General features: G+C 70.6%; 17 protein-coding genes. 11 read left to right on the top strand and 6 right to left on the bottom strand.

Going from position 1 to position 18,562, the window contains the following annotated elements:
- Positions 1-73: 73 nt before the first annotated feature.
- The gene (locus H5965_RS23260) at positions 74-2,167 is read left to right on the top strand and encodes a fatty acid desaturase (RefSeq protein ID WP_310972269.1); all 2,094 of its coding nucleotides are present in this window, start codon (positions 74-76) and stop codon (positions 2,165-2,167) included.
- A gap of 20 nt (positions 2,168-2,187) precedes the next feature.
- Here H5965_RS23260 and H5965_RS23255 read toward each other — a convergent pair whose 3' ends face one another.
- Positions 2,188-2,730 (bottom strand): hypothetical protein, encoded by a 543-nt coding sequence (locus tag H5965_RS23255; RefSeq protein WP_310972268.1) that lies wholly within the window; start codon positions 2,728-2,730, stop codon positions 2,188-2,190.
- A gap of 187 nt (positions 2,731-2,917) precedes the next feature.
- On the opposite strand from H5965_RS23255, the gene H5965_RS23250 reads away from it, so the two are divergent.
- From H5965_RS23250 to H5965_RS23240, 3 genes are all read left to right on the top strand, one after another.
- Complete coding sequence (locus H5965_RS23250) at positions 2,918-4,453, top strand: ATP-binding protein (protein ID WP_310972266.1); 1,536 nt, start codon at positions 2,918-2,920, stop codon at positions 4,451-4,453.
- Positions 4,454-4,457: 4 nt separating this feature from the next.
- Positions 4,458-6,326 carry a glycosyltransferase family 39 protein gene (locus H5965_RS23245; RefSeq protein WP_310972265.1) on the top strand — a complete coding sequence of 623 codons (1,869 nt, stop codon included), beginning with the start codon at positions 4,458-4,460 and terminating at the stop codon, positions 6,324-6,326.
- A 108-nt stretch (positions 6,327-6,434) separates the two neighbouring features.
- Positions 6,435-6,989: a GNAT family N-acetyltransferase gene (locus H5965_RS23240; protein WP_310972263.1), complete on the top strand. Its 555-nt coding sequence runs from the start codon at positions 6,435-6,437 to the stop codon at positions 6,987-6,989.
- Here H5965_RS23240 and H5965_RS23235 read toward each other — a convergent pair.
- Positions 6,937-8,115, bottom strand: a complete 1,179-nt coding sequence (locus H5965_RS23235; protein WP_310972261.1) for a hypothetical protein — start codon at positions 8,113-8,115, stop codon at positions 6,937-6,939. The genes H5965_RS23240 and H5965_RS23235 overlap by 53 nt on opposite strands.
- Entirely contained in the window at positions 8,112-9,128 is a 1,017-nt protein-coding gene (locus tag H5965_RS23230) for an XRE family transcriptional regulator (RefSeq protein WP_396136928.1), read from the bottom strand. Before H5965_RS23230 ends, H5965_RS23235 begins: the two co-directional genes overlap by 4 nt.
- Positions 9,129-9,414: 286 nt before the next feature.
- On the opposite strand from H5965_RS23230, the gene H5965_RS23225 reads away from it, so the two are divergent.
- The 4 genes from H5965_RS23225 (at position 9,415) to H5965_RS23210 (ending at position 11,691) form a co-directional block, all read left to right on the top strand.
- Positions 9,415-10,035, top strand: a complete 621-nt coding sequence (locus tag H5965_RS23225; protein ID WP_310972258.1) for a hypothetical protein — start codon at positions 9,415-9,417, stop codon at positions 10,033-10,035.
- Between the two features lie 20 nt (positions 10,036-10,055).
- Complete coding sequence (locus H5965_RS23220; protein WP_310972257.1) at positions 10,056-10,718, top strand: Crp/Fnr family transcriptional regulator; 663 nt, start codon at positions 10,056-10,058, stop codon at positions 10,716-10,718.
- An 80-nt stretch (positions 10,719-10,798) separates the two neighbouring features.
- Positions 10,799-11,071, top strand: coding sequence for a hypothetical protein (locus tag H5965_RS23215; protein WP_310972255.1), 273 nt, complete (start codon positions 10,799-10,801; stop codon positions 11,069-11,071).
- Entirely contained in the window at positions 11,068-11,691 is a 624-nt protein-coding gene (locus tag H5965_RS23210) for a hypothetical protein (RefSeq protein WP_310972254.1), read from the top strand. The genes H5965_RS23215 and H5965_RS23210 overlap by 4 nt, the downstream gene beginning before the upstream one ends.
- A gap of 8 nt (positions 11,692-11,699) precedes the next feature.
- Here H5965_RS23210 and H5965_RS23205 read toward each other — a convergent pair whose 3' ends face one another.
- The 3 genes from H5965_RS23205 to H5965_RS23195 are packed head-to-tail and all read right to left on the bottom strand — an operon-like array spanning position 11,700 to position 14,144.
- Positions 11,700-12,758 (bottom strand): thiamine-phosphate kinase, encoded by a 1,059-nt coding sequence (locus H5965_RS23205; protein ID WP_310972253.1) that lies wholly within the window; start codon positions 12,756-12,758, stop codon positions 11,700-11,702.
- The gene (gene dcd, locus H5965_RS23200; RefSeq protein ID WP_310972252.1) at positions 12,742-13,353 is read right to left on the bottom strand and encodes a dCTP deaminase; all 612 of its coding nucleotides are present in this window, start codon (positions 13,351-13,353) and stop codon (positions 12,742-12,744) included. Before dcd ends, H5965_RS23205 begins: the two co-directional genes overlap by 17 nt.
- A complete protein-coding gene (locus H5965_RS23195; RefSeq protein ID WP_310972250.1) occupies positions 13,335-14,144 on the bottom strand; it encodes a hypothetical protein in 810 nt (269 codons plus the stop codon). The genes dcd and H5965_RS23195 overlap by 19 nt, the downstream gene beginning before the upstream one ends.
- A gap of 214 nt (positions 14,145-14,358) precedes the next feature.
- On the opposite strand from H5965_RS23195, the gene H5965_RS23190 reads away from it, so the two are divergent.
- The 3 genes from H5965_RS23190 (at position 14,359) to H5965_RS23180 (ending at position 18,559) form a co-directional block, all read left to right on the top strand.
- A complete protein-coding gene (locus H5965_RS23190; RefSeq protein ID WP_310972249.1) occupies positions 14,359-15,390 on the top strand; it encodes a hypothetical protein in 1,032 nt (343 codons plus the stop codon).
- Between the two features lie 74 nt (positions 15,391-15,464).
- Complete coding sequence (locus H5965_RS23185; protein WP_310972248.1) at positions 15,465-16,721, top strand: bifunctional glycosyltransferase family 2/GtrA family protein; 1,257 nt, start codon at positions 15,465-15,467, stop codon at positions 16,719-16,721.
- Positions 16,721-18,559: a glycosyltransferase family 39 protein gene (locus H5965_RS23180; protein ID WP_310972247.1), complete on the top strand. Its 1,839-nt coding sequence runs from the start codon at positions 16,721-16,723 to the stop codon at positions 18,557-18,559. The genes H5965_RS23185 and H5965_RS23180 overlap by 1 nt, the downstream gene beginning before the upstream one ends.
- Positions 18,560-18,562: the final 3 nt, after the last annotated feature.

Below are 18,562 nucleotides of genomic sequence, written 5' to 3'. Positions count from 1 at the left end.
TTTACAAACCCCGGCGGGTTGTCTACGGTGACTCCCGCCTCGCCAGGAGCTTCTCGACCGAGGAGACCGCTCGATGCCCGTCGTCGATACCCCGCCGCGTGGCTCCCGGACGCCCGGAACCCCGGCGGAGACGGCTCCGCGTTCGGTGCCCTCGCCCCGCATCCCGCTGCCCCGCCTCTCGGTGCCCACGCTCCTGTTGTTCACCGGCGGCGCCGCGCTGTGGGCCACCGCGACCTGGTTGCTGCTGGCCGGGATCGCACCGCCGGTGTACACCGTGCCGCTGCACGCGATCGTCACCTTCACGATGTTCACGGTGGTGCACGAATCCGTCCACCACGCCGCAGGAAAGCTGACATGGGTCAACGAGGTGCTCGGCCGGCTGGCGATGCCGTTCGTCGCGGCGTACGCGTCGTTCCCGCTGCTCCGGTTCATCCACAGTGAACACCACCGCAACACGAATGCGGACTCTCACACGGATCCCGACGCGTGGACGTCACAGGGAGCCTGGTGGTCGCTGCCGTTCCGCTGGCTCACCATCGACTTCTGGTACGCCCGCTTCTACACCGCCCGGGTGCGCACCCGGCCGGCCCCGGAACGGGCCGAGACGATCGTGCTGCTGTCGCTGGCGTTCGTCGCGGCCGCGACGCTGATCGCCTGCGGCCACGGCCGCGAGCTGCTGCTCGGGTACCTGCTGCCGCAGCGGATCGGGCTGGCCGTGCTGGCGTGGTGGTTCGACTGGCTGCCTCACCACGGCCTGCCGGAGGCGAAGCCGCGCGACAAGTTCGGCACCACGCGGGTGCGGGTGGGGCTGGAGTGGCTGATGACGCCGATGATGCTGTTCCAGAACTACCACCTCGTGCACCACCTCCACCCGGCCGTGCCGTTCTACCGCTACCTGCGGGCGTGGCGGGACAACCGGGACGCCTACCTCGCCCGCGACGTCCCGATCATCACCGCGTGGGGCCGCGAGCTGACCCCGGCGGAGTACCGCGCGTGGCGGCGGCTGGCCGACGACCTCGGCGACGACGAGCCCGGCCCCGAGCCGCCGCCGCTCGGGCCGAGCCGGTTCCACCGGCTGCGGGTGCGCGAGGTCCGGCCGCTGACCGCGGACGCCGTCGCGATCACCTTCGAGGTCCCGCCGCACCTGGCCCCGGAGTTCCGCTTCTCGCCGGGCCAGCACGTCGCGGTCCGCGCGGTGGTCGACGGCCGGCCCGTGCGGCGGACGTACTCGATCTGCGCGCGGGCGGACTCGGGCGAGCTGCGGATCGCGGTGAAACGACGTCCCGGCGGGGCGTTCTCCGGCTTCGCGACCACGACGCTGGCCGCCGGCGACTTCCTGGACGTCTTGCCGCCTTCGGGCGCGTTCACGCTCACCCCGGACCCGGCGCGGACCGCGCACTACGTGGCGCTGGCCGCGGGCAGCGGCATCACGCCGGTGCTGTCCATCCTGGTCAGCACACTCGCCGCGGAGCCGCACAGCCGCGCGACGCTGCTGTACGTCAACACCTCGGGCGCGACGACGTTGTTCGCGGCGGAGCTGAGCGCGCTCGCCGAGGGCTTCGGCGGGCGGCTGCACGTCGTCCACTACCGCACCGACGAGCGCGACCCCGACCTGCACGCGCACCGGCCGCGGCAGTTCGACACGATCGGCGAGGCCCTCGCCATTTCGCACGAGCGCTACCAGCGCGGCCGGCTCGACGGGACGCGCCTGCGCGCGCTGCTGCAGAACCGGCTGCACCCGGCGAAGGTCGACGAATGGTTCCTGTGCGGGCCGCGCGGCTTGCTGGACATCGCCCGCCGCACCCTGGCCGACGCGGACGTCCCGGAGGAGAACGTCCACTTCGAACTGTTCCGCGGCGCGGCACCCCTGCGCGACCCCGCGGGCACGCCGGCCAGGGTGGCGGTGACGCTGGGCGGCACGACGACGTGCGTCACGGCCGAAGCCGGGGAGACGGTCCTGGACGCGGCCTTGCGGGCCGGGTACGAGGTGCCGTACTCGTGCACGGGCGGGGCGTGCGGCACCTGCCGGGCGACGCTGCGGCACGGCCAGGTGGACATGGACGTCCGGTACGCGCTGACGGAGGACGACGTGGCGGCCGGCCGGATCCTGACCTGCCGCTCGCGCGCGACGACCCCGGAGGTCGCGGTCGACTACGACCGCCGCTGACCTCCGGGACCGCCTCCGGATCAGCCGGTCCGGGTCGGGGCGCCCGAAGGCGGGGTGCCCGGGCCCTGCGGTCCCGACTCGCCGTCCGTCACCGACGTCGCCGTCGCCGTGCTGCCGGACTCCGTGGCCACCACCGTGACCGTGTCGCCGGTCGCCAGGCCGGTCGCCTGCGCCGACGTGATCGTGTAGGTCTTCGAGAAGCCGTCGTCGCTCTTGGCGGTCAGGGAGGTCGCGCTCAGCTCGGTCACCTCGCCCGTCTGCATGATCTTGGTGACGTAGCCGCCGTTGCCGTCGGAGGCCACGTACTCGCCGTGCAACGCGCCGCCCAGTCCGCCGCCCGGCATGCCACCGGGGCCACCCGCCATCCCACCCGGCCCGGCCTGGGTGTCGGTGGCCGCGGACGACGAGGCGGCCCAGACCGCCGCTCCCCCGCCGGCCACGATCACCGCCGCGACGGCGCCCGCCGCGATCTTCTTGCCCGGCGACCAGGCCTGCTTCGGGGCGGGTGCGGGCGTCGCGCCCCACGTCTGGTCCGGAGTGGACGGTGCCTGCGGTGTGGTCATGGTGCTGCTCCTCAACGTGGTCGTTCGGTGGGATCCACGGTGGCGCCGCTCGCTGTGCACCGACTGTGCTTGCCGTCAGCTGTTCCTGTGACGGCCGATCGGACATCCGGCGACGGGCCGGTCACCGCACAGCCGCTTCACAGGCAGCGCACAACCCGCACACACGGCGCGGACCGACATTGGAGCCATGGCCGCGCGAACCGTCCCGTCAGCTCCCCGCCGGGGGCGGCTTTCGCTGCGCGCGAAACTGACCGGCTCGATGGTCGTGCTGCTCACCGTGGTGTGCCTGATCGTCGGCGTGGTCAGCGAGTTCGCGCTCGACCTCTTCCTCACCCGCCAGATCGACCAGCAGCTCTCGGCCGCGGCGAACCGCTCGCTGGTGTTCGCGAGCAACGTCCGGCCCCAGGACGGCGGTCCGCCGCCGCAGTACCTGGGCCAGCACCCGCTGGGGCAGAACGTCGGCACGGTGAGCGGCACCTTCGACGGGCCGGAGCTCGTCCACGACGACAGCATCTCCGAACACGGCGGACGGCTGCAGCTGACCGCGGACCAGCAGGCCCTCATGCGGTCGGTGCCCGCCGACGGCAAGCCGCACACGCTGTCCTTCGACGACCTCGGCGAGTACCGCCTGATGGCGCTGCCCGTCCCCGGGACGTCCGAGGTGGTGGTGACCGGCCTGCCGATGAAGCCGGTCAACGACACGCTGCTCACCGTCGGGCTGATCCTCTTCGGCGTGGCCGCCGCCGGCGTGCTCGGCGCCGCCTTCCTCGGCGCCTTCGCGGTCCGCCGCACGCTGCGCCCGCTCGACCGCGTCGCGGCCACCGCCGGCCGCGTCACCGAACTGCCGCTCGACCGCGGCCAGGTGGCGCTGTCCATCCGCGTCCCGGAGGGCGACACCGACCCGCGCACCGAGGTCGGCCAGGTCGGCTCGGCGCTGAACCTGATGCTCGGCCACGTCGCCCAGGCCCTCGAAGCGCGGCACGACAGCGAAATCCGCGTCCGGCAGTTCGTCGCGGACGCCAGCCACGAGCTGCGCACGCCGCTGGCCGCGATCCGCGGGTACGCCGAGCTCGCCGCCCGCGGCAGCGCGCTGGTGCCACCGGACGTCGCGCACTCGATGGGCCGGATCCAGTCCGAGGCCGTCCGGATGACGGCACTGGTCGAGGACCTGCTGCTGCTCGCCCGGCTCGACGCGGGCCGGCCGCTCGACGTCCGCGACGTCGACCTCACCCGGCTGGTCGCCGACGCCGTCGGGGACGCCCAGGTCGCCGGGCGGCAGCACCGCTGGCTGCTGGAGCTGCCGCCGGACCCGGTCCTCGTGTTCGGCGACGTCCAGCGGCTGCACCAAGTGCTGGCGAACCTGCTGGCCAACGCCCGCACGCACACCCCGCCCGGCACCACGGTCGTGACGTCGCTGGCCCGCTCGGCCGACGGCAGCGCGGTGCTGACGGTGACCGACGACGGCCCCGGCATCGCGCCGGACCTGCTGCCGGACGTCTTCGAGCGGTTCGCCCGCGGCGACTCGTCCCGCTCCCGGAACGCCGGCAGCACCGGCCTGGGGATGGCCATCGCGTCCGCCGTCGTCGTCGCCCACCACGGCTCGATCGAGGTGCACAGCCGGCCCGGCCGGACGGAGTTCGCGGTGCGGCTCCCCGTGGCCGTTCCCGCACAGCGAGTGCACAGCATCGGCACAACCCGGCCCCAGCTGGAGACCGGAAGCTGAGCTCATGACCGTTCTCGAGTCACGCCAACCCGTCGTGGCCCCTTCAGCCCCCTCCCGCCGCACCTGGCACCGGCCGCTCCTGGCCGTCCTCCTGCTCGGCACCGCCGTGCTCTACCTCTGGGGCCTCGGCGCGTCCGGCTGGGCCAACGCCTTCTACTCAGCAGCGGCGCAGGCGGGCTCGCAGAGCTGGAAGGCGCTGTTCTTCGGCTCCAGCGACGCGGCCAACGCGATCACGGTCGACAAGACCCCGGCCGCGCTGTGGGTGATGGGCCTGTCGGCGCGGCTGTTCGGCGTCAACGCGTGGAGCGTCCTGGTGCCGCAGGCGCTGATGGGCGTGGGCTCGGTCTGGCTGCTGCACGCGGCCGTCCGCCGCACGTCCGGCCCGGCGGCCGGGCTGGTCGCGGGCCTGGTGCTGGCCCTGACGCCGGCCGCGGCGCTGATGTTCCGGTTCAACAACCCGGACGCCCTGCTCGTCCTGCTGCTGGTGGCGGGTGCGTACTGCGTGGTGCGCGCCTGCGAGAAGGCGAGCCCGCGCTGGCTCGCGCTGGCCGGGGTCGCGGTCGGCTTCGGCTTCCTGGCGAAGATGCTGCAGGCGTTCCTGGTGCTGCCCGCGTTCGCCGTCGCCTACCTCGTCGCCGCCCCGGTGCCGGTCGGGAAGCGGCTGCTGCACCTGCTCGGCGCGCTGGCCTCGGTGCTGGTGGCGGCGGGCTGGTACCTGGTGGTCGTGGCCCTCTGGCCGACGGCGTCGCGGCCGTACATCGGCGGCTCGCAGACGAACTCGCTGTGGGAGCTGGTGTTCGGTTACAACGGCTTCGGCCGCATCACCGGCGACGAGGTCGGCAGCGTCGGCGGCGGCGCGGGCCGCGGCTGGGGTTCGACGGGCCTGACCCGGCTGTTCGGCAGCGAAATGGCGGGCGGCATCGCCTGGCTGCTGCCGGCGGCGCTGCTGGCACTGGGCGCCGGGCTGTGGTTCACCCGCCGGGCCCCGCGCACGGACGCGTCCCGGGCGGCCCTCTTGCTGTGGGGCGGCTGGCTGCTGGTGACGGCGCTGGTGTTCAGCTACATGAGCGGAATCATCCACCCGTACTACACGGTGGCCCTGGCCCCGGCGGTGGCGGCCCTGGTCGGCACGGCGGCGGTCCAGCTGTGGCGCCTGCGCGCCCACCCGGTGGCCTCGGGGCTGCTCAGCGGCGGCGTCGCGGTGACGGCGCTGACGGCGTACCTGCTGCTGGATTCGTCGTGGCAGCCATGGCTGGCCCCGACGGTCCTGGTGGGCGGCCTCCTGGCGGCGGTGGCCCTGTTCTTCGCCACCCACCTGACCCGCGGAGCGGCCACGGTCGTGGCGGCGTTCGCACTGGTGGTGGCGTTGTCCGGCACGGGCGCGTACACCCTGGCGACGGCGGCGACGACCCACAGCGGCGCAATCCCGTCGGCCGGGCCATCGTCGGGCTTCGGAGGCCGCGGCCCCGGCGGCTTCGGAGGCCGCGGCGGGTTCGGTGGCGGCCCGGGTGCCCTGCTGTCGACAACCCTGCCGGGCGCTTCCTTGACGGCATTGCTCCAGAAGGACGCTTCGCAGTACACCTGGACGGCGGCCACGGTGCTGTCGAACGCGGCCGCGGGCTACCAGCTGGCGAGCGGAGCCCCGGTACTGGCGGTGGGCGGATTCAACGGAACGGACCCCTATCCGACGCTGGCCCAGTTCCAGCAGTACGTGGCGAACGGGCAGATCCACTACTTCCTGGGCGAAGGCATGACGATGCAGGGTTCGAGCGGCTCGGACGCGGCCCAGCAGATCGCCGAGTGGGTGGCCGCGCACCACGAAGCCTCCACTGTGGACGGCGTAACGGTCTACGACCTGACGACGACCGTCTGAGACACGACCAAAGCAGGGTGTGACGCCGGTCCCGGCCCGGGCAACCTGGTCAAGGACCGGCTCACTCCGGCACACTGGTGGTGCCCAGGCGAACAGGAGTTCCTGCTGATGACCGAGCCCTCCGTACGGCCGGCCCGATCCGCAGACCTGGATTCGTTCGCCACCGCCCTCGGTGACCGCGCATTCTTCGTCGATCGCTTCGAACGGCAGCGGAACGGGCTGGGCGAGCTGTTCCTCGCCTGGCTGGGCGGCCGGGCCGCCGGAGCCGTCTACCTGTGGCTCGAGGAGGCCGAGGAACTGCCCATCCTCCAGCACCTGCCCGGCATCCCGCTGATCACGCACCTCGAGGTGCACCCCGACCTGCGGAACCTCGGCGTCGGCACGGCGCTGGTCGGCGCGGTCGAACGCCACCTCTTCAAGACGGGCCGCTACCGGGTCGCGCTCGCGGTGCGGACGGACAACCACGACGCCGCCCGCCTGTACGACAGCCTCGGTTATCGCGACTGGGGCCACGGCGAGGTCACTTGCTACGCGCGGACGACCTCGCCGGACGGCACCCTCGTGCTCGAAGCGGAAGAGTGCCACGTACTGGTCAAGGACCTGGTGCCGATCACACCGGCGCCACGGACGGAAGCACGGCCGATCGGCGCTTCGCGGCCCTAGGCGACCGCAGATCGCCTCCGGTCCGGGCCAGCAACGGGATGCCCAGCGCCTCGACGGCGTGCTCGACGCCCGACCCGCCGTGGTGGTCGCGCCGCAGCTCGGTGATCCGCTGCCGCCAGCTCACGCAGTCCTGCTGCCACGCGCGGAGGTAGCGCACGCACAGGTCCGGGGTGATCAGTTCGCTGCGGCCGACCGCGGCCTTGAGCGCGTCGACCATCCGGGCCTGCTGGGCCGCCGCGATCGGTGACGCCTGCACCAGCTTGATCGTGTCCCGGATGATCCGGCGGCGGTCGGCGAGGAAGTCCCGCCAGTACGCTTTGGTCGCCTGCGCCAGTCCGAGGTGGCTGTCGAACAGGCCGAACACGCCTTCGGCCAGGGTGTCGCCCAGTTCTTCGCCACGGGCGCGGCGGGCGTCCCGGTAGGGGTCGTACGGTTTCTGGATCGCCGTGCCGGTGGTCGCGGACGGCCGCAGCTTCATGCCGTCCATCAGGAAGAACCAGTCTTCGTTGTAGATGTTCGGGAAGAACGAGCTGAACGCCGCTTCGCCGACCGCGAGCGCGCCGCCGCCGATGAAAGTGTCCTGCTTCTGTCCCGCGTCCCGGATCGCGTGGCAGACCACGGAGTTGTCCGGCATGCCCTCGTTGGCCAGTCCGACCACCGGGTACTCGTCGAGCAGTCCGGCCGCGACGCCGAGGTCCGCGGGGTTCGGCAGCTCGATGTCGTCGTCGAGGAAGAGGATCCGCTTCCAGCCGGCGAGCACCGCGATGAGCAGCCCCAGGTTGCGCTTGTAGCTCGTGTCGGTCTGCCGGCGAAACCGCGTGAAGCGCAGGATCTCGTCCGTGGCGAACGTGGGCACGAGGCCGGGGTTGAGCAGGTCGGTGTCGATCGCGAGCGCGCGGACGCCGGCGCTCTTGGCCTCCAGGGCGGCAGCCGACGCCGTGGACCGCAGGCTGCACAGCAGGAGGAGGAAAACTCCGCGTTCCTTGGCCACGGCGATGGCCTGCCGCAGATAGGCGGCCGGGCGGCCGGTGGGCACGATGATCGCGTCCATCGCCGCGCCGGAGACGTCCAGGGTGTCGAAGTGCGCCAGGAGGTCCTGGTGCGACTCGTGCTGCCGCGCGTTCACTCGGCAGCCTCGGGCCACTCGTGCAACCGGTTCTCCTCGAGGGTCCAGTCGGGGGTCAGCCCCTTGCCGTTGAGCACGGGCACCCGGCTGATGATGCTGAACGATTCCGCGTCACCGAAGCGTTCGCGTACGTAAGCGGTGTTCCGGTCGCGGAAGCGCGCGTCCGTCAGCGCGCGAACCGCTCCAAGCGTGCCACGGCCGTACATACCATTGCATACGGTCACAGTGCGCTTTCGGTTGAATGGACTTTTCGCGCGGTAGAAGTGGGCGACATCTTCCAGCAGATGCCCTTCGCCGTCGAGCCGCGGTTCGAACAGCTTCGACCGGCCGTCCTGCTGCACCCGAAACCCGCCGTGTTCGGCGTCCACCCTGCGGCCGACCTGCTCCACGGGAAGATCCACCCGCTCGATCACGTCCCGGGTCACGGAATTCCAGTCGACGCCGCCCAACAACACGAGATGACTCGTGTAATCGTCCGTCACCAGTTGCTCACTGGTGCGGAACGAGACCAGATTGCGCGGGTTACGCGCCCGGAGATGCCCGAACAGCTCGATCAGCGCGTCCGGATCGGCGTAAGTGTACAGAGACATGAAATCGGCGCTCTCCGGGTCGGCGTAGCTCAGATGCCGCCGATACTTCTCCGGTAGCGGAGCGCACACGATGGTGATGTTCTGTTCCTCTTCGAAAGTCCAGATGTCGGCACTCGGCCAGGCCGCGACGGACTCCCTTCCTTCGCGAAGCCAAAGCAGCTCCTCCAGGAGCTCCTTGCGTCGCGTCCGCTCCCCGTCCGTCAGTTCGTGAACAGGGAGGACGCGAAGCGTCTCGCCCCCCAGTGACCGACGGGTGGCGAACAACGTTGCGTACGCCTCGAGCCGCTTGGTCGGTGGCGCGACCGGCTTGTCGACGTTCTCCCACGAGGAGATCAACGAGATGCTGAGGGGCTTGTTCCCACCTAGCGCCTGAGCAAGCTGGGCCTGGGTGATCCCGACGTCCGGCCACAGCGTCTCGCGCAACGCGCGCAAGCGGCGGGCAAGCGCAGGCCGCGGTTGCTGGGCTGGGGACACGACTCGGGCCGCCCTTCAGGAAATTTCAGTACTCCCGATGAGGGCGCCAATACTACTCCCCGTCACTAGAGGCTTGGTCGGCGCCCCGCCGAACCTGGGACTGAAACGTTACGCTCAGCGGAACTTCCCCGCACCGAACAGATAACACCGATTCATCTCAGTTGATCCCGGGTACTTCACGCCTTACAGTCTCCTTGACTGAACTTCAGTTTCGACCTGAAGGCAGGAGCAGGCCATGAGTACTCCAGCGCAACACGTCCCCCTCCACCGGGCCATGGTGGCGGTCGACATCGAAGGCTCGACGACGCGGACCAACCCCGCCAGGGCCCGGCTCCGCACCGTCCTGTTCGAGCTGCTGGACGAGGCCTTCCTGGCCGGGGGGATCACCAAGAAGTTCCGCGACGGCTTCGTCGACCGGGGCGACGGCGCGCTGTGCCTGGTCCGGCCGGTCGACCAGGCACCGAAGCCGGTGCTGCTGACCACCGTCGTCCCGACCCTGGCCGAGCTGCTGGACAAGCACGCCGAAAGCCACCCCGAGCTCGCCTTCCGGCTCCGGGTCGCCGTGCACGCCGGCGAGGTGCACTACGACAGCCGCGGTCCGTACGGCGAGGACGTCGACATCGCCTGCCGCTTCGTCGACGCGAAGGAACTCCGGCGGCAGCTGGGTATCACGGCCGCCCCGCTCGTGCTCGTCATTTCACCGGAGATGCACCGCTCAGTCGTCCGGCACGGCTACCCGGGGATCGACCACACCACGTACTTCCAGACGGTGCCGATCAAAGTCGGCACCCAGCGGCTCCGCGGGTGGCTCCACATCCCGGAAGCCGCCCGGCGCCCGGAGGACATGACCGCATAGCGCGAAACGAGGTGGGGACCGTGGAACCGACGGGCTTCTGGGCCGAGCTGGCCCCGGCCGATCGCCGCAAGGTGGCGGAATCCGCCACGCGGCGCTCCCACCGGCGCGGGCAAGCCGTGTGCCGGGAAGGCGACCTCTCCAGTGTCGTGCTGGTGCTGCTGTCCGGGCACGTGCGGATCGTCCACGGGACGCCCGACGGGCGGGACGTCGTCGTCGGGGTGCGCGGGGCGGGGGACGTCATCGGCGAACTCGCCGCGATCGACGACCTGCCGCGCTCGGCGACCGTCGAGGCGCTGGACGACCTGGAGGTGCTCGAGATCCCCGGCGACCGGTTCGCCGCGCTGTGCCGCACCCGGCCGCTGATCTCCTGGGCGCTGCTGCTCGTGCTCTCGGCCCGCCTCCGGTCCGTCGCCCGGCAGTGGCTGGACGTCGGCGGCGGGGCCGCGGCGCGGCGGGTGGCGGCGCAGCTCATGCAACTGGCCGTCCAGCACGGCGTGCCGCTCGGGGACGACATCCGGATCGTCGTCCCCGCCACCCAGGCGGAGCTGGCGATGACCGCGGCGATGTCCCGCGAGTCCTGGGCGCGCGCGACGCGCGACCTGCGCCGCCAAGGGGTGATCAGCACCGGCAGAAGACAGGTGACGATCCACCGCATGGCCGAACTTCGGCGACTGGCGAGCTGAATCCCGCGCTCTGTGTCAGCTGACACAGAGGACTCGGCGGGCCGGAGGTTTCCTGGATCCACGGGCAGAGGAGGGCTTTCATGGACCCCTACACCAACCCACCGCGCCGCAGCCGCTGGCGCCGTGGTGTCTACGCGGCCGGTCTCGTCATCCCCTTCACCGCGTCCCAGGTGTGGGCGCTGCTGGTGCTGCTGCGGCTCGCCCCGCTCGACGGGCTGGTGGGGCAGGCCTTCGTCCTCGTCCTGCTCGGTTCCGCCGCCGCGATCTGGGCCGGCTGGCGGTGGACCTGGCAGCTGGGCCGCGACCGTGACGTCAAACCCGAGCCCGCCCCCAAGACCCGGATCCCGACATGACGTCCGGGCCGGTCATCGTCGCCGCCCTCGTGCTGGCCGCCGGTGCCGGACGTCTCCTGCGCCACCTCGGCGGCTCCCTCGGCCGCCGTCCCACCGAAAGGAGCACGGAAATGACCCGCTCGACTCCGACCTTCCCGCTGCGGATCTACCACTGGCGCTGGGAAATTCTGGCGGTGACGCTGCTCCCCTACGCCGTGGTGACCTTCGCGCTGTGGGCCGGCCCGCTCTGGGCGTCGGCGGTCCTCGCCACCGCACTCGGCTTGGCGGTGCTGCGCCGCCGCCAGGTGCAGGCCCGGATCCACGCGATCCGCCTGCAGCACCGGCTGCGGGCGGTGTTCCCCCACCTGCGCCTCCCCGGCGGCCGCCTCCCGGCCATCCTGTGGAGCCGTCCCCGCGGCGGCGACATCGTGGTGTCCCTGTACGGGCGCGAGGCGTTCGAGCACCTGCACCGCCACCGCACGGTCCTCGCCGCGGCGTGCGCGGTGCCCGAGGTGTACGTCGACCGCCACCCGAGGTACGCGAGCCTGGTGACGCTGACGATCAGCCCGACGGCCCCGAAGCGTGAGCCGAGCCGTGCTTCCCTGCCGAGCAACGTGGTGCCGCTGCGCGCTCACAGCTGAGCTCCAGCTCAACTCCGGAGAGCTCCAAGCACAGCGGCGATCAGGTCGCCCAGGTCACCGCCGTGCCAGGAGCTGTCCGAGAATCGCTCCTGCGCGATCCCTCGCCAAGGCAGCCGCTCGGCGCCGACGGTGATCCGCCGGTCCGCGGTGAACACCCCGATCGGCTGAGCCGAGATCCCCTTTTCGCGCAGCGTTCTTCTGGCCGGATCGATGTCCTCGGCGCGGGTCACGACGACCAGCCCCCAGTCACCCCAGGTCTGCGCGAGGTCGAAGGGCCGAAGTCCGCTCTGCTCGACCACTTCCGCCAAGTGTTCTGCAAGCTCGAACTCCCCGGTGACCGCTGCGCCGAGGTCGTTGGCTTCACACAGTGTCCGGACAGTGGCGAACAAGCCATCGGAGACGTCCATTGCCGCCCGCGCGAGGCCGATCTTGCCCAGCAGCTGTCCGGCCCTCAGCTGTGCCATCGGCCGAGAAGCGCGTCGCCAAATCTCCTGCTGCACCGGCCTGGGCAAGGTCACGCGCCCCGTCTTCACGAGGGCCGCGGCCCAGAGATACCCCGGCGAGCCCACCAGCAGCAGGTTGTCTCCCGCTCGAGCTCCGGTTCGCCGCAGCCGGCGTCCCGGCTCACACCGTCCGACGGCAGTCGCCGTCAGCTGGACAACCTCACCGTCCCGGAGGTCGCCACCCACCACCTTCGTGCCGTGCACGGCGCAACAATCGTCCACCCCGTCGAGCAACCTCTCGAACTCTCGCACCGTCGTCGTTCTCGGCAGCGTGTAGTTGACGACGAGTCCCAACGGTTCGGCGCCGGCCGCCGCCAGATCCGAAAGGTTGATCGTGGCCAGGAGCCAGCCCGCGTGGTGGAAGTCCGGTTCACCCAGCAGGTCGGCCACGGGCATCGGGCAGCTGTCAGTGGTGGCGACCAACTCGCTCGGTCCGTCGACCAACCCGAGAAGAGCACTGTCGTCCCCGAAACCCTCGGTGCCGCGGTAGCGAGGCCACAGCAGGTGTTCCTGGATGTTCCGCTCGCCCAAGTCGCCCAGTCGGCGTTCAGCCGCGTCTGACATGGTCCGCCAGCCGGGAAGCGACTACCGTGTGATCGGTCGAGTAGTTGGACGGCATTTCGCCGTAGGACAGCTCACTTCCGGTCGACGCGAACAACAACAGGTTGCAGATCCGGGCTCCGGGATACAACAGCACCGGGTGGCGGAGGTGATTGACGATCTCCAGTGTGAGCACTGCGCCGGTCTCCCGGCCGAAGCCCGGGCTGACCTGCCCGCAGAGCACGACACCGATGCCCAGCCGCGCGTAGTCGCTGATCCCGTCGACCAAGCCGACGAGGTTGGCGGAAAGGCCGATCTTTTCGAGGGTCGGGGCAAGCACCACCTCGCCGGGCTCCACCACCAACCGTCCCTCGTCATCGAATCTCTTGGTGACCAGTTCCGGGTGCGTGCTCCGATCAGCGACGTCGACCGGGCCGTCGGTGTGCAGTCCGAACGCTTCGTCGCCGAGGCGGAGACTGATCGCCGCCGGACGGAGGAGAGCAGGGTCGAAGGGCTCGACGTACAGCTCACCGTCGGCGCGAGCGCGCCGGATCGCGCGGTCGGTCAGCACGCCCTGCGGTCTGTCTCCAGAGCGCCGCCTCACTGACGAGAAGAGCATCCGGGGACCTCAGCCACGACAGCCGACAGCAGCTCCTGAAGCTCCATCACCGAGAGTGATCGGTTTGGCTGGTCTTCACTCTCGCATGGTGCGCAGAACACAGCGGTGACCGAGGTGCGGTGCGGACCCTGAACGACGACGGTGGCGGTCAAATCCTGTCCCAGCGGCTCAAGGGTGTGAATCACTTCGGTGTCGCAAGCGTAAACCTCGCCCCTGAGGATTTGCGGCGATCTGGTTTCGACGAGGTGCACACCACCTTCGGCGATCAACCGCGCCGGATAAGCGGGGTCCGCCCCATAGCGATAGCGGGTGAACGGGGCTCCCGATTCGGCATCCTCTCGATATTCCGGCACGAGAATCCCCTGACCGGCAATCACCGTCGACGCGAAGTCCCACCGATGGCTGTGCGGGTTCGTTTCGCCCCGCCTCGACCCGGCCGAATCGAGCCAGATGTGCATTCGCAGCTTGAATTCGGGCTTGGCCGAGGTGTGCAGGACGAGCTTGGCGAAGCCGTTGGGGTGCCAGTACGACCGAGCCGCGACAGCGGCGGCCGTCGTGGCGTCACGAGCCACTCCGGCCAGCCAGCACCCGAGCGCGCACGGGTCGTCGCGCACCAGTTCGACCGCTGCCAGGAGCTGTGAGACACCGAGGTCGCCTTTGCCCAGCGCCAAGGCAAGGCCGGAGAGGAACCGGGACCCTCCGGCGTGGGGATCCGGCGTCTCGCCGGCGGCAACCGATCGACCGGTGACCCGCGTGGACACAGCATGGGAATGCGCCATGGACACCGTCACCTGGACGATCTGTCGGCGCGAGCGTCGTACCTCATGGCCATGATCACTCTCTCAGCGCGACGAGTTCCAGAAGCTCGCCCATGATAACCCCTCCGCCACGCTCACAACCGGAATCTCGCCCGCCAACCACGACATCCACTCCTTCGTCAAGCAGCCATCAGAGTAGTTACCCGGTACTCAAAACGGGTGATCACCATCGCCAAAAGGAGGAAAAATGACAACACGTGAGAAGGCGCAGACACCGGCCCTCAGTAGGACCGCCCGCCTGCTGCGCGGACTGCGCCGTGACCCCGAGCAATTGATCATCCTCTTTGCAGCCGCGACGGTGGCCGTGCTCGGCGCGACCGACAGCGTCAACGACGCCAAGACACTGCTCGCCGCGACTCTGGCCACGCTCGCCATCCTGGGCTTCTCGCTCTTCAAGCAGGCCATGCGCCAGGAAGTGAATGACCAGCGCGTCGTGGAACTGGCCCGGTCGATGGATGCGGTCAAGAACGGTATCGACGAAGTCGAAACCACCCTGACAACGAACTCGACCATGGGCGAACTGACTACCCGCGCGGCGAAGCAAAAAGCGTTCGAAACAGCGATGATCACGGCAGACATGTGGCAGTTCAGGGGCGGCACCGGCTCGTTCACCCGGGCTTGGACCTTACCCGCACTGGCCGCTCGGGCCCGCGAAAGCAGCACCGGTACCCACTGGCGGGTGCAACTGCAGATATTGGACCCGCAGAACCTGACGCGCTGCCGGGAGTACGCCGAATACCGAGCCAAGCTCTCACGTCGTCCCGGCACGACGGGTGAGCCGACGTGGACCACGGAACACGTGCAGACCAGCTGCCTCGCGACGATCTTCGCAGCCCACTGGCACCAGCAACACGAGTTCCTGGTCGTCGAAATCCGGCTCAGGTCCGAATTTTCGACCCTCCGGCACGACATCTCCCCGGAGTCGATTATCATCACGAACGAAGACAGTCACTTCCCGGCGCTGCACATCCGACGGCTGGACGACGCCTCGGCGCTGTACCACGCGTACCGCGCGGACTTCGACCTCAGCTTCGCCTCCCTGGAACCGGGGCTGAAAGCCAGGAGCGACATCCGGGTCCCGGCCGACAAGGACCAGGTCACCGACGACGACGTCTTCCGTGTACTCCGGGACGTGGGGATCGCCGAGCAGACCTTCCACGGACTGTCCCTGACTTCCGTCCGCGAGCTCGCCTTGCGCTCGAGCAGTCCCTACCACTGAGCCGGCGGGAACCACACAGGAACCGCACAGAGAGAACACACGATCACCAAAGCGGCGGCCGCGATCGTGAGGGCATGACAGCCACCGCCCCCGCATCGCGGCCCGGGACCGGCCCGGTCGACCTGGCCGGCCCGCAGCCCGTTCTCGACGTCGTCATCCCGGTCTACAACGAAGAGACCGACCTCGAACCGTGCATCCGGCGGCTGCACGCGCACCTGGCCGAGCACGTCTCCTACCCGTACCGGATCACCGTCGCCGACAACGCGAGCACCGACGCGACGCTGCAGGTGGCCGAAAGACTGGCCCGGGAGTTCCCGGAGGTGGCCGTCCACCACCTCGACGAGAAGGGCCGCGGCCGCGCGCTCAACGCCGTGTGGCGGGCCTCCGACGCCGCCGTGCTCGCCTACATGGACGTCGACCTCTCCACCGATCTCGCCGCGCTCGGGCCGCTCGTTGCGCCGTTGCTGTCCGGGCACTCCGATCTCGCCATCGGCAGCAGGCTCGCCCGGGGGGCGCGAGTGGTGCGCGGGCCGAAGCGCGAGTTCATCTCCCGTTGCTACAACCTGATCCTCCGCTCGACGCTCGCCGCGAAGTTCAGCGACGCCCAATGCGGCTTCAAGGCCATCCGCGCCGATGTCGCCCGCGAGCTGCTGCCGCACGTCGTGGACACCGGCTGGTTCTTCGACACCGAGCTGCTCGTCCTGGCCCAGCGCGCCGGGCTGCGGATCCACGAAGTGCCGGTCGACTGGGTCGACGACCCGGATTCGTCGGTCAACATCGTGCGCACCGCCACCGAAGACCTCAAGGGCATCGCCCGCGTCACCAAGGCCACCTTCACCGGGGAAATCCCGGTCAGCAGGCTGCGCGAGCAGCTCGGGCGGCAGCCGATCGGCGTCGACGCGCCGGGCGTGCCGCCGCGGCTGGTGACGCAGCTGGTGCGGTTCGCCGCCATCGGCGTCAGCAGCACGCTCGCCTACCTCGTGCTGTTCCTGCTGCTGCGGACGGTCGTCGGCGCGCAGGCGGCGAACTTCACCTCGCTGCTGGTGACGGCGATCGGGAACACCGCGCTGAACCGGCGGCTCACGTTCGGCATCCGCGGCCGCGCCGGTGCCGGGCGCCACCAGTTCGAAGGGCTGCTCGTCTTCGGCCTCGGGCTCGCGCTCACCAGCGGCGCCCTGGCCCTGCTCAACGGATCCACCACCCCCGGCCTGGTCCTGGAGATCACCGTGCTGGTGCTGGCGAACCTCGCCGCCACGCTGCTCCGGTTCCTGCTCCTGCGCGGCTGGGTGTTCAACCCGCGCCGCCAGGCCACCACCCAGAAGGAGTACTGATGACCGCCGTCCTGCCCGCCCCGGTTTCCGAACCCCGGCACCGCAAGGAATCCGCTGCGCACGCACCACCGCGCTGGGTCCGCCCGGCGGTGTTCGGGCTCCTGGCCGCGACCGCGGTGCTGTACTTCTGGAACCTCACCGCGTCCGGCTACGGCAACTCGTTCTACGCCGCCGCCGTCCAGTCCGGCACGCAGAGCTGGAAGGCCTGGCTGTTCGGCTCACTCGACTCGGGGAACGTGCTGACCGTCGACAAGCCGCCCGCGGCGCTCTGGGCCGGCACGGCGTTCGCGCGGATCTTCGGGTTCTCGAGTTTCACCGTGCTGGCCCCGCAGGCGCTGATGGGTGTCGCGTCCGTCGGGATCCTGTACCTGACGGTGAAGCGGACGTCCGGCCCGGTCGCCGGGCTCATGGCCGGGGCGATGCTGGCGGTGACACCGGTCGCGGCGCTGATGTTCCGCTTCAACAACCCGGACGCGCTGCTGGTGCTGCTGATGGTGGCGGGCGCCTACTTCGTCGTGCGCGCCACGGAAAAGGCGAGCCCCCGGTGGCTGGCGCTGGCCGGTGTCGCGCTCGGGTTCGGCTTCCTGACGAAGATGATGCAGGCGTTCCTGGTGCTGCCGGCGTTCGGGCTGGCGTACCTGCTCGCGGCGCCGACGTCGCTGGGCAAGAGGCTGCTGCACCTCGGCGGCGCGGTCGTCGCGCTGGTCGTGTCGGCGGGCTGGTACATCGCGCTGGTGGACCTGTGGCCGACGGCGTCGCGGCCGTACATCGGCGGGTCCGAAGGGGACAGTCTGCTCGAACTGGCGTTGGGCTACAACGGTTTGGGCCGCATCTTCGGCGGCGAAGGCAACGGCGGCGGCATGGGTGGCGGCGGCATGGGCGGCAACACCGGGTTCGGCGGGTCGACGGGCCTGTTCCGGATGTTCGGCGCCAGTTTCGGCACGGAGATTTCCTGGCTGCTGCCGGCCGCGCTGATCGGCCTGGTGGCCGGGTTGTGGTTCACCCGGCGCGCGCCGCGGACGGATCGGACCCGGGCGGCGCTGCTGCTGTGGGGCGGCTGGCTGGTCGTCACGGCGGCGGTGTTCAGCTTCATGAGCGGCACCGTGCACCCGTACTACGCGGTGGCGCTGGCCCCGGCGATCGCCGCGCTGGTCGCGATCTCCGGCAGCGCGCTGTGGCGGGGCCGGGCGCACGTGGCCCCGCGGGCGGTGCTGGCCGGGATGGTCGTGGCGACGGCGGTGTGGTCGTTCATCCTGCTGGACCGGACGCCGGAGTGGTTCCCGGCGCTGCGCTGGATCGTCGCGGTGCTGGGCGTGCTGGTGGGCACGGTGCTGGTGATGGGCGTGCCGGGCGCTCGCCGCACGGCCGCGGTGATCGCGGCGGCGGTGGTCCTGACGATCGGCGTGTCGTCGGCGGCGTACGGCGTCGAGACGGCCTCGGTGGCGCACAGCGGGTCCATCCCGACTTCGGGCCCGACGTCGAGTTCGATGGGCAGCTTCGGGGGCGGTTTCGACGAGTCGTCGAGCGCGATCGGGACGTTGCTGGCGCAGTCGACGACGAAGTGGGCGGCGGCGACCACGGGTTCGCAGAGCGCGGCATCCCTGGAGCTGGCGAGCGGCAAGGCGGTGATCGGCATCGGCGGCTGGAGCGGCTCGGACCCGGCCCCGACGCTGGAGGAGTTCAAGGCGTACGTCGCGGCGGGCGAAGTCAAGTACTTCATCGAGGGCGGCCGCGGAGGTGGCCCGGGCGGCGGATCATCGGAGATCACGGAGTGGGTGACGGCGAACTTCACCGCCACCACAGTCGACGGCCAGACGGTGTACGACCTGCAGAGCTGAGCA

It is taken from the genome of Amycolatopsis sp. 505 (assembly GCF_031625235.1).
Classification (GTDB): domain Bacteria; phylum Actinomycetota; class Actinomycetes; order Mycobacteriales; family Pseudonocardiaceae; genus Amycolatopsis.
The sequence above is the reverse complement of the archived record's forward strand: the minus strand, read 5'-3'. Positions and strand labels throughout refer to the sequence as shown.

Excerpts from the sequence above, each read along its gene's own strand:
- H5965_RS23210 (WP_310972254.1), top strand. The coding sequence starts at position 11,068 with ATGACGTCCGGGCCGGTCATCGTCGCCGCCCTCGTGCTGGCCGCCGGT.
- H5965_RS23250 (WP_310972266.1), top strand. The coding sequence starts at position 2,918 with ATGGCCGCGCGAACCGTCCCGTCAGCTCCCCGCCGGGGGCGGCTTTCG.
- H5965_RS23260 (WP_310972269.1), top strand. The coding sequence starts at position 74 with ATGCCCGTCGTCGATACCCCGCCGCGTGGCTCCCGGACGCCCGGAACC.
- H5965_RS23245 (WP_310972265.1), top strand. The coding sequence starts at position 4,458 with ATGACCGTTCTCGAGTCACGCCAACCCGTCGTGGCCCCTTCAGCCCCC.
- dcd (WP_310972252.1), bottom strand. The coding sequence starts at position 13,353 with ATGCTCTTCTCGTCAGTGAGGCGGCGCTCTGGAGACAGACCGCAGGGC.
- H5965_RS23215 (WP_310972255.1), top strand. The coding sequence starts at position 10,799 with ATGGACCCCTACACCAACCCACCGCGCCGCAGCCGCTGGCGCCGTGGT.
- H5965_RS23255 (WP_310972268.1), bottom strand. The coding sequence starts at position 2,730 with ATGACCACACCGCAGGCACCGTCCACTCCGGACCAGACGTGGGGCGCG.
- H5965_RS23205 (WP_310972253.1), bottom strand. The coding sequence starts at position 12,758 with ATGTCAGACGCGGCTGAACGCCGACTGGGCGACTTGGGCGAGCGGAAC.
- H5965_RS23185 (WP_310972248.1), top strand. The coding sequence starts at position 15,465 with ATGACAGCCACCGCCCCCGCATCGCGGCCCGGGACCGGCCCGGTCGAC.
- H5965_RS23240 (WP_310972263.1), top strand. The coding sequence starts at position 6,435 with ATGACCGAGCCCTCCGTACGGCCGGCCCGATCCGCAGACCTGGATTCG.
- H5965_RS23180 (WP_310972247.1), top strand. The coding sequence starts at position 16,721 with ATGACCGCCGTCCTGCCCGCCCCGGTTTCCGAACCCCGGCACCGCAAG.
- H5965_RS23190 (WP_310972249.1), top strand. The coding sequence starts at position 14,359 with ATGACAACACGTGAGAAGGCGCAGACACCGGCCCTCAGTAGGACCGCC.
- H5965_RS23225 (WP_310972258.1), top strand. The coding sequence starts at position 9,415 with ATGAGTACTCCAGCGCAACACGTCCCCCTCCACCGGGCCATGGTGGCG.